7 protein-coding genes are annotated in these 9,989 nt (G+C 45.0%); 5 read left to right on the top strand and 2 right to left on the bottom strand.

Annotation, left to right across the window (positions count from 1 at the left end; genetic code table 11):
* Positions 1–20: 20 nt before the first annotated feature.
* Together W234_RS0107945 and W234_RS0107950 are read right to left on the bottom strand one after the other, a co-directional pair.
* On the bottom strand, positions 21–1,703 hold the full coding sequence (locus tag W234_RS0107945) for an anthranilate synthase component I family protein (RefSeq protein WP_051397478.1): 1,683 nt from the start codon (positions 1,701–1,703) through the stop codon (positions 21–23).
* A 3-nt stretch (positions 1,704–1,706) separates the two neighbouring features.
* A complete protein-coding gene (locus W234_RS0107950; protein ID WP_025646348.1) occupies positions 1,707–2,942 on the bottom strand; it encodes a beta-ketoacyl-ACP synthase II in 1,236 nt (411 codons plus the stop codon).
* A gap of 519 nt (positions 2,943–3,461) precedes the next feature.
* Here W234_RS0107950 and W234_RS0107955 point away from each other — a divergent pair.
* The 5 genes from W234_RS0107955 to tuf all read left to right on the top strand — a co-directional run bounded on the left by W234_RS0107955 (position 3,462) and on the right by tuf (position 9,932).
* Positions 3,462–4,616, top strand: a complete 1,155-nt coding sequence (locus W234_RS0107955; RefSeq protein WP_025646350.1) for an EcsC family protein — start codon at positions 3,462–3,464, stop codon at positions 4,614–4,616.
* 354 nt (positions 4,617–4,970) lie between these two features.
* Positions 4,971–5,345: a 30S ribosomal protein S12 gene (rpsL, locus tag W234_RS0107960; protein ID WP_025646352.1), complete on the top strand. Its 375-nt coding sequence runs from the start codon at positions 4,971–4,973 to the stop codon at positions 5,343–5,345.
* A gap of 193 nt (positions 5,346–5,538) precedes the next feature.
* Positions 5,539–6,012 carry a 30S ribosomal protein S7 gene (gene rpsG / locus W234_RS0107965; RefSeq protein WP_025646354.1) on the top strand — a complete coding sequence of 158 codons (474 nt, stop codon included), beginning with the start codon at positions 5,539–5,541 and terminating at the stop codon, positions 6,010–6,012.
* A 351-nt stretch (positions 6,013–6,363) separates the two neighbouring features.
* Positions 6,364–8,487, top strand: coding sequence for an elongation factor G (gene fusA / locus W234_RS0107970; RefSeq protein ID WP_025646356.1), 2,124 nt, complete (start codon positions 6,364–6,366; stop codon positions 8,485–8,487).
* Between the two features lie 254 nt (positions 8,488–8,741).
* Entirely contained in the window at positions 8,742–9,932 is a 1,191-nt protein-coding gene (tuf, locus tag W234_RS0107975; RefSeq protein ID WP_025644530.1) for an elongation factor Tu, read from the top strand.
* Positions 9,933–9,989 lie beyond the last annotated feature (57 nt).

A 9,989-nucleotide genomic window follows, 5' to 3' on the forward strand; every position in this document is an offset into this window, starting at 1 on the left:
TTGTCTATTAAGATAAGTCTTTATGAGCAATCCGCTTGCGCCAATACTGCAAGCAGGTTGCCCACTTTATCTAAGCACTCTTGATACTCAGCGTCTATATCTGAGGCAACCGTAATACCGCCACCTGCCCACAAACGCACGGATTTACTACCGTCTTCTAGCCTTGCGGCCTGCAAGGTGCGAATCAGCACATTCCATTGCCCACTACCATCGAAATTCATATAACCCATAGTGCCACAATATGCGCCACGCGGCGCTATTTCTAGCTCCGATATAATCTCAACCGCGCGTCTTTTAGGGGTACCGGTGATGGAGCCTGCCGGCAGACTGCCAAATAATACCGCTAGCGGATGGGTGTCTGCCTTTAGCTCAGCGGTGATAGTGCTGACCATGTGATGAACATTACTAAAGCTCTCAATAGCAAATAACTGCGGTACTTTTACTGAGCCTGTTTTAGCGTATTTTCCCAAGTCGTTGCGTAGTAAGTCGACGATCATCACATTTTCAGCGCGATCTTTATCGCTGCTTAAAAGCTGCTGTTTAAAGGTTGCATCTTCCTCCGTAGTGATACCGCGCGGCATGGTACCTTTTATCGGCTTAGTGGTGATGGCGTGCTTGTCGCTAATAGCGTCTTTACTAAAGGTAAAAAACAACTCTGGTGAGCAGCTTAGTAATTCAAAATCTGCTTGATTTAGCGAATCGTTGTTTAAAGAGTTGACGCTCATATAACCGGCAAAAGGCGCTTGTGTATTACGCTGTAAGCTTGGCAGATAGTCCATTAAGCTTAGTGTTGTTGTCAGATCTTGCTCATTATTTGCCGAAGATGCTAACTGCCCTTGCCAAGCTTGGGTCAGATTGATTTGATAGCAGTCGCCTTGCTGCAGGTAGTGCTGGGTTTGCGCAAACGCTTGTTTATAGTCACTTTTTTGCCACTGAGGTGTCAGCTTTAAAGGGGTTAATAGCGGATACAGCTGACTCAACTCTTTGTGCTCAGATAAGGTTTCCGCTTGACCATGTTTAGTAAGCTTATGTTCTAAAGCATTAAGATAAGAGACGAGCTGCTCTAAGTGGTTGTCTTTTATTGCCTTGTCTGAGTTGTCAGTCGATTTGCAGCTTAGCGACCAGATTGTCCCATTAGCTTTGTTGTTTATATTGTTGTCTACATTTCTAGTTAAATAGATATCATAATGACCGAGTGCAGCAAGCGGCGACTCAGCATTTGTCATAGTGACCGCTGGGCTTAAGTCCTGCGCGGCGATGTCATAACCGATAAATCCAATGAGGCCATGATGATAGCGCGGCGAGCTTGACGTAGTTTGCGCTACTTTTTTTCGCCTTTTTTCCACTTTCTCATAATCTCTACAATAATCGATGAGCTGCTGTTGCCAAGCCTCATAAGTGATGTTTGCTACAGTTGACGTCATAGAATCGTCGCGAAACGTTTGCATCAGCTGATAAGTTGCTTGCGAATCTGGCGCAAAATAAAGCTGCCAGCTGACTTTAGGTAGTAGACCGATGACTGGCTCGTCGTCATTAGCGAGCCAAACCAGTTGCCAGTTTGCCGCGCTGTCTTTGGCTATTAGATGCTGCTGTAGTACAGGCAGTAACTCTGCGGCACACAAGTCGCCAAAACGCCAGCTATGATTAAACATAGCTGGCGTCTCATTGGGCGCTGCATTGATTGTAGGGTGTTCAGTACTCATAAATTAAGCAGTAAATTCTTTAATAATCAAAGTTGCATTGGTACCGCCAAAACCGAAGCTATTACTCATCAATGTCTTGAGCTTGGTTTCACGCTTTTGGGTGACGATATCGAAACCAGTAGCGTCTTCATCTAGAGTGTCGACATTGATGCTTGGGGCGATAAAGCCTTCTTTCAGCATCAACAAGCAGTAAATCAGCTCTTGCGCGCCGACTGCGCCTAAGCTATGACCGGTCATGGATTTAGTAGAGCTTATCGGCGGGACTTGACTGATATCGCCACCGAATACTTTGGCGATAGCTTGCAGTTCAGTGATATCCCCTAGCGGCGTGCTCGTACCATGAGTATTGATATAATCGACGCTCTTTAAACCTGCGTCATTCAGCGCTTGTTGCATGCAGCGTACCGCACCCTCACCGCTAGGCGCGACCATCTGCGCTCCATCGGAGCTTGCGCCATAACCGACGATCTCGGCTAAGATATGAGCGCCGCGTGCCTCAGCGTGCTCAAGGCTCTCAACCACTAGCATCGCGCCGCCAGCAGCAATCACAAAGCCATCACGGTCTTTGTCATAAGCACGAGAAGCCAGCTTTGGTGTATCGTTATACTGGGTGCTAACTGCGCCCATCGCATCGAACATACAAGACTGCGTCCAGTGCTCCGCCTCACTACCGCCTGCAAGCACCACATCTGCTTTGCCGAGCTGAATGAGCTCAGCGGCATGACCGATACAGTGCGTTGAGGTGGCGCAAGCAGAGGTAAGAGAGTAGGAGACACCTTGAATCTTCAGGCCAGTTGCTAATGCCGCGGAGACTGAGCTGCCCATCGTTTTGGGTACTGCCATAGCGCCAACACCGCGCAGACCTTTTTCGCGCATGGCCTCTACTGCGTTGACGATACTCTCGGTCGAGGCGCCACCTGAGCTGGCGACTAAGGCCACACGCGGATTGTTATTAATCGTCTCAAGAGATAAGCCTGATTGCTCGATAGCGTCTAAGGCGCTGACATAAGCATAGAGGCTAGCATCGCTAAAAAAGCGCTTGAGCTTACGATCGATCTTGGCGGTATCTAATGCCGTTTTGTCGATACTACCGCTCACTTGCGACTTAAATCCATGCTCGGCATAGGACTCATTGAAGGTGATACCAGATTGTCCTTCTTTTAGAGACTGAGTAACGCGGGCCAAATCGTGACCGATGCAAGAGACGATCCCAGCTCCTGTAATAACCACTCGGCGCATATTCTATTCCTTGTAATAATGGTGTTTTTACGATTTTCAGATCGGTTGTACAAGACTATTTGTCAGCTAGATTATTCACAATCCAACCCAATCTGAACCTCAGATAAAGTCATACAATGATACCTTAGTTCCGACTATAATGATGCACAAGATATGCAATATATTTTACTGACTGATAAGTATGTTTGATTAATAGTGAATTGTCAGACGTTAAAACTCAAACTGGTAAGCTTTGTTAAGATCATTGTTAGTTATTGATTATGACCTACTATAAAGTCGTTAACAGAAAGTAGAAGATACAAACTTTATGTTCTCAATAACATTGTTCACACTGACAGCCATTATGAGAATTAGCTACTCTAATAAATGTAACTGTAGTAAAGCCTCTAATCTTTTAATTTACAAGCTTATTAAAGGTTAAGCTATAAAAGCTCAAAATATAGAGCACTTACCCTATAAAATAATAGGTGCTAACAATAACATTCTGCTTACTAACCCTGTCAATTTAAGGACATAACTATGGCAAAGCGTAACACCCTCTCTAAAGGTATTAGTACTATCGGTCATTTCACTCGTGATAATCTTGAGCGTATGGGCGCTTTTATCGATAGCGCGAACGCCAAGGCAGGCAAGCCGCGTCAATATAAAGCCGTTAATTTAGGTGATGAAGATTATCAGCAAGACCTATTTCGTGAGCAGACACTAAAGGCCACCCAGCAGCTGATCGGTACGCGTTTTGCCACTTATGGTAAGTATGCCAAAAAGATAGTGCCTAATAGTCTTTTTCAATCAACTATCGATAGCGCCTTTGCACAAATTGCCAACCTTGCTGCTAGTTGGAGTCATTTAGATCTACCCAACGAGCATCGTTTTGCGGATATATCGAGCTTAGATGAGGAGCAGCGCTACGCACTTGCCACTGATATCGCTAACCAAAACCGTGCTTTAGCGACATTAGGCGGTATTACTGGTCTTGCAGGTCTGCCAGGTTTGCTCGCCGATACTTTATGGCTATTATTAGTATCACTACGCACCGTGTATCAGCTCGCTGCCGTTTATGATAAGCCGTTGACTGGCAAGCAAGGGGTAAAGATGGCTTATGAGCTACTCTCTGCAGCCGATCTGAGTAAAATGCAAGAAAAGCAGGCTCTGCTTGCAGGTATTGGCGTAGGTAAACAGTTACTTGATAATGCACAAAGCCGCGGTTTGCATAACGAGCTGCAAAACTTAGGTCTAAAAAATAAAAACGTCAATTACTACGCCGAACAAGTCGATAATATCGCCGGACAAGTGGGTATCGATTTAGATCAAATTAATCTATCTTGGTTGCGCCGCTTTTTGCCAGCGACTGCTGTCATTGTTGGTATGCGTTATAACAGTAGCTTAATTGACGAAGTCATTGGCGTAGCACAAGCGACCTTCGGGCCTGAGCCTAAGCTTGCTAATAAAGCCATTACCGATGACAGTGGCAGCGAAGCTAAAGTTGAAACCTCTGATAGCAATAAAAAAGACAAGACTGAGCAAGATAAGCAAAGCGACAAAGAATCTGCTAAGACGTCAGACGATAACAAGCAAACTAACGATAAGAGCGGTGCAGATGATAAAAAAACTGATAATAATGCCAAGAGCGATGAGGCTAAGCAAGATAAGCAACAAGCTCAAGCCAATAAGTAGCTTTAGCAGATTCATGTAGGTGCTAAAACAGACACTAAGCCAAAAGGCGATACTGATGAATAAAAGGGCTAAAGGTAGGATATGGTTGGTAATATCGTTACCGCTCTTGAAAAATAGCTCAGTATCGCCATTTAGTATGGACAAGTTAATTTAGCTTATTACAGGTTAAAGACTTATTGCACATTCAAGAATAGTTGTAAAGTGAAATCGCTGATAAGTAGTTGAAATAGCAGCAACAACTCTTTATAATATACTGTCCTAAAAATGGGTACTGCCAATATTTACGATTATCGTGGATTGCTCGGCAGATTGGCCCATTTTTTTGTTTTATACCAAACGGGAGAAGGATGCCTTATGGCAACAACTAACCAATTGATTCGTAAGGGTCGCAAAACCATCAAGGAAAAGTCAAAAGTTCCTGCGTTGCAAGCGTGCCCACAGCGCCGCGGTGTATGTACTCGTGTTTATACGACTACACCAAAAAAACCTAACTCAGCTATGCGTAAAGTATGCCGTGTTCGCTTAACTTCAGGTTATGAAGTATCAAGCTATATCGGCGGCGAAGGTCATAACCTACAAGAGCACAGCGTTGTGCTTATCCGTGGTGGTCGTGTAAAAGATCTACCAGGTGTACGTTATCACACCGTTCGCGGTGCACTTGACTGCGCAGGCGTAAAAGACCGTAAGCAAGGTCGTTCTAAGTACGGTGCCAAAAAGCCAAAAGCTTAATGTAAGCTGAGCTTTTTGCATTACCCATTTAACTGTGCATAGGTTTGGTGTTACTAGACAAAACTCACTCAGTGATTTTGCTATTAAACATACCACTATGCAGTAAGGCTGACTGATAATGGATAGCTCTGCTCTTATAGATGCAGCTTGAGATTATGAATGTCAGACTCTCCTGAAGACAAGGAAATTTATTATGCCAAGACGTCGCGTCGTAGCTACCCGTGAGATCCTACCGGATCCTAAGTTTGGTAGCCAAACTATCGCCAAATTCATCAACCACGTGATGAACGATGGTAAAAAATCTACTGCTGAGCGTATCGTATATGGTGCTCTTGAGACGGTAAGCGAAAAGCGTAACATCGAAGATCCAGTATCTTTCTTCGAAGAAGTGCTAGAAAACGTTCGCCCAATGGTCGAAGTAAAAGCTCGCCGTGTTGGTGGTGCAACCTACCAAGTACCAATGGAAGTACGCCCCTCCCGTCGTACTGCCTTGGCTATGCGTTGGTTAGCGGAAGCCGCTGCTAAGCGTTCTGAAAAATCTATGGCTTTGCGCCTTGCCGGTGAGCTAAGCGATGCCTCAGAAGGTAAAGGTAATGCTATGAAGAAGCGTGATGAAGTTCACCGTATGGCTGATGCCAACAAAGCGTTCTCGCATTACCGCTTCTAAGCGATATTCTTATAATTGTTTTATTCTATTGATTGTCGCCATCGTTAACGGTTATTTAGTGGCATACCGCTAAGCTTATTATACTTAGCTTTATACTGCTAAAGCCTCCAGGTGGCGGACATCTATCAAGATATTTCTTTATATAGGCATCTTTATAGGTCTACTCCTAGCTGGTTCTTACTAAAGAGTATCCCAAAATTTATACCACTATATTCTTAGTATTTGCTCTTGTTTGTCCGTATCAGGTCCAATAATCAGTAAGTCATACTATAAAGTTGACGGCTTTGTTACAGAGTATGGGGTAGAGACACAACACCTTAATTCATACACGAATTTCCCTAGGAAAATACTATGGCTCGTAAAACTCCCTTAAAGCGCTATCGTAATATTGGTATCTCAGCGCATATTGACGCTGGTAAGACTACCACGACTGAGCGTATTTTATTCTATACTGGTAAAAACCACCAACTCGGTGAAGTTCATGATGGTGGCGCAACTATGGACTGGATGGAACAAGAGCAGGAGCGTGGTATCACGATCACCTCAGCTGCGACGACTTGTTTCTGGAAAGGTATGGATCAACAGTTTGATGAACATCGCATCAACATTATCGATACCCCAGGTCACGTTGACTTCACCATTGAAGTTGAGCGTTCTATGCGTGTCCTTGATGGGGCTTGTATGGTTTACTGTGCAGTAGGCGGCGTTCAGCCACAGTCTGAAACTGTATGGCGTCAGGCAAACAAGTACAAAGTACCACGTCTAGCGTTCGTCAATAAGATGGACCGTGTTGGTGCTGATTTTTATCGTGCTGTAGAACAAGTGAAAACTCGTCTTGGTGGTAACCCAGTACCGGTCGTTATTCCAATCGGTAAAGAAGAAGATTTTGAAGGTGTTATCGATCTTATCACTATGAAAGCTATCTATTGGGATACTGAAACTCAGGGTATGACGTTTGAAGAGCGTGAGATCCCAAGCGAGCTGCAAGCTAAAGCAGAAGAATATCGCGAGATGTTGGTTGAGACTGCCGCTGAAGCTTCTGAAGAACTTATGAATAAATACCTAGAAGACGGCGAGCTGTCTGAAGATGAGATTCATAACGCTATTCGCGAGCGTACTATCGCTAACGAAATCATCCCAATGCTTTGTGGTACTGCCTTTAAAAACAAAGGCGTCCAAAAAATGCTAGACGCAGTTATTCGTTATATGCCTGCGCCGCATGATGTACCAGCAATCCGCGGTATTCTTGATGACAAAGAAGAGTCTGAAGGCTTCCGTGAAGCGTCTGATGATCAGCCGTTTGCCGCACTAGCGTTTAAGATCATGAATGACAAGTTCGTTGGTAACTTAACCTTCGTTCGTGTTTACTCAGGCGTTATGCAGCAGGGTAGCAGTGTTTATAACCCAGTTAAGATGAAGCGTGAGCGTATCGGCCGTATCGTTGAGATGCATGCTAACTCGCAAGAAGAGCTACAAGAGATCCGCTCTGGTGACATCGCTGCTTTAGTCGGTATGAAAGACGTTGGTACTGGTGACACGTTATGTGATGAGCAAAACGTTATTACGCTTGAGCGTATGGAATTCCCAGATCCAGTTATCAGCCTTGCTGTTGAGCCAAAGACTAAAGCTGACCAAGAAAAAATGTCAATCGCTCTAGGCCGCTTGGCAAAAGAAGATCCGTCGTTCCGTGTACATACTGACGAAGAGTCTGGTCAGACTATCATCAGTGGTATGGGTGAGCTTCACTTAGAGATCTTGGTTGACCGTATGAAGCGTGAATTCAATGTTGAAGCCAACATCGGTGCACCGCAAGTTGCTTATCGCGAAACGATTCGTGAAACTGTCGAACAAGAAGGCAAGTTCGTTCGTCAGACTGGTGGTCGTGGTAAATTCGGTCACGTTTGGTTACGTCTTGAGCCACTTGATCCAGCAGGTGATGTTGAGTACGAATTCGCTGAAGAAGTTGTTGGTGGTGTGGTACCAAAAGAGTATCACGGTGCGGTCGACAAAGGTATCCAAGAACGTATGCAAAACGGCGTCCTTGCTGGCTACCCAGTGGTTGGCGTAAAAGCAACGTTATACGATGGTTCATACCATGACGTTGACTCTGATGAATTGTCATTCAAAATGGCAGGTTCTATGGCTTTCAAAAAAGGCTTTATGGCAGCAAACCCTGCGCTACTAGAGCCAGTCATGAAAGTTGAAGTTGAGACGCCAGAAGACTACATGGGCGACATCATGGGTGATTTAAACCGTCGCCGTGGTATGGTTCAAGGCATGGAAGATCTGCCTGGTGGTACTAAGCAGATCCGTGCTGAAGTACCATTAGCTGAGATGTTTGGTTATGCTACGCAAATGCGCTCAATGTCACAAGGCCGCGCGACTTACTCAATGGAATTCCAAAAGTACGCGGAAATTCCAAAGTCTGTTGCTGCTGAAATCATCTCTAAGTTCAACTCTAATGATGATGAGTAATTAGCTTGCTTACGACAGTATAGAGCGCCCTTATATATAAGACCTCTATACTGTTATAGATATACAGTTATTAGAAATACACCAATAATTAGTTAAAAGACTTGTTATTGGTGGTTATTTTCTTATAATATCTGCACACTAAGTGCACCTCTAAACATTTATTTCAATGTGGTCAGCATTATCTTAGTCGTTTTATATGAGTTATCTCATAATTATAGACCTAGAAGCTTACCCCAATAAAAAAGGATACACTCATGGCAAAGGCCAAGTTTGAACGCAACAAGCCCCACGTCAACGTCGGCACCATCGGACACGTTGACCATGGTAAAACCACACTAACTGCCGCAATCGCAACTGTAGCAGCAAAAACCTCAGGCGGCGAAGCCAAAGACTACGCGTCAATTGACTCAGCCCCTGAAGAAAAAGCACGTGGCATCACCATCAACACCTCACACGTAGAGTATGACACCGAAACTCGTCACTACGCCCACGTTGATTGCCCAGGTCACGCCGATTATGTCAAAAACATGATCACCGGTGCCGCTCAAATGGACGGCGCAATCCTAGTCGTATCAGCAACTGACGGCCCAATGCCACAAACTCGTGAGCACATCTTGCTATCACGTCAGGTAGGCGTACCATACATCATCGTCTTCATGAACAAATGTGACCTAGTAGACGACGAAGAATTGCTAGAGCTTGTAGAAATGGAAGTTCGTGAACTTCTTAACGACTACGACTTCCCAGGCGACGACACCCCAATCATGAAAGGCTCAGCCACCCAAGCCCTAAAAGGCGACGACGGCAAATACGGCGAACCAGCTGTCGTAGAACTACTAGAAACCCTAGACAGCTACATCCCAGAGCCTGAGCGTGACATCGACAAAGCATTCCTAATGCCAATCGAAGACGTCTTCTCAATCTCAGGTCGTGGTACCGTAGTAACTGGCCGTGTTGAATCTGGTATCGTAAAAGTTGGTGACGAAATCGAAATCGTCGGTATCCGTGACACTCAAAAAACCACCTGTACTGGTGTTGAGATGTTCCGTAAGCTACTAGACGAAGGCCGTGCAGGTGAGAACTGTGGTGTACTACTCCGTGGTACCAAGCGTGAAGACGTACAACGTGGCCAAGTACTAGCTAAGCCAGGTTCAATCACCCCGCACACCAACTTCGATGCTGAAGTATACGTACTATCAAAAGAAGAAGGTGGTCGTCACACGCCATTCCTAAACGGCTATCGTCCACAGTTCTACTTCCGTACTACTGACGTAACTGGCGCAATCCAATTACAAGACGGTACTGAAATGGTTATGCCTGGTGACAACGTTGAGATGAGCGTTGAGCTTATCCACCCAATCGCTATGGACAAAGGCCTACGTTTCGCTATCCGTGAAGGTGGCCGTACTGTAGGTGCTGGTGTGGTTGCAAGCGTAAGCAACTAATAGCCAATGCTTTAGTAATCAGTTTTAAGATTACTAAAACATGAAAGCCGCTCTCTT

Source organism: Psychrobacter sp. TB15 (assembly GCF_000511655.1).
In the GTDB taxonomy this organism is placed as follows: Bacteria; Pseudomonadota; Gammaproteobacteria; order Pseudomonadales; family Moraxellaceae; genus Psychrobacter; species Psychrobacter submarinus.

Coding starts and splice junctions, on each gene's coding strand:
- rpsL (WP_025646352.1), top strand. CDS start 4,971: ATGGCAACAACTAACCAATTGATTCGTAAGGGTCGCAAAACCATCAAG.
- fusA (WP_025646356.1), top strand. CDS start 6,364: ATGGCTCGTAAAACTCCCTTAAAGCGCTATCGTAATATTGGTATCTCA.
- W234_RS0107955 (WP_025646350.1), top strand. CDS start 3,462: ATGGCAAAGCGTAACACCCTCTCTAAAGGTATTAGTACTATCGGTCAT.
- W234_RS0107945 (WP_051397478.1), bottom strand. CDS start 1,703: ATGAGTACTGAACACCCTACAATCAATGCAGCGCCCAATGAGACGCCA.
- tuf (WP_025644530.1), top strand. CDS start 8,742: ATGGCAAAGGCCAAGTTTGAACGCAACAAGCCCCACGTCAACGTCGGC.
- W234_RS0107950 (WP_025646348.1), bottom strand. CDS start 2,942: ATGCGCCGAGTGGTTATTACAGGAGCTGGGATCGTCTCTTGCATCGGT.
- rpsG (WP_025646354.1), top strand. CDS start 5,539: ATGCCAAGACGTCGCGTCGTAGCTACCCGTGAGATCCTACCGGATCCT.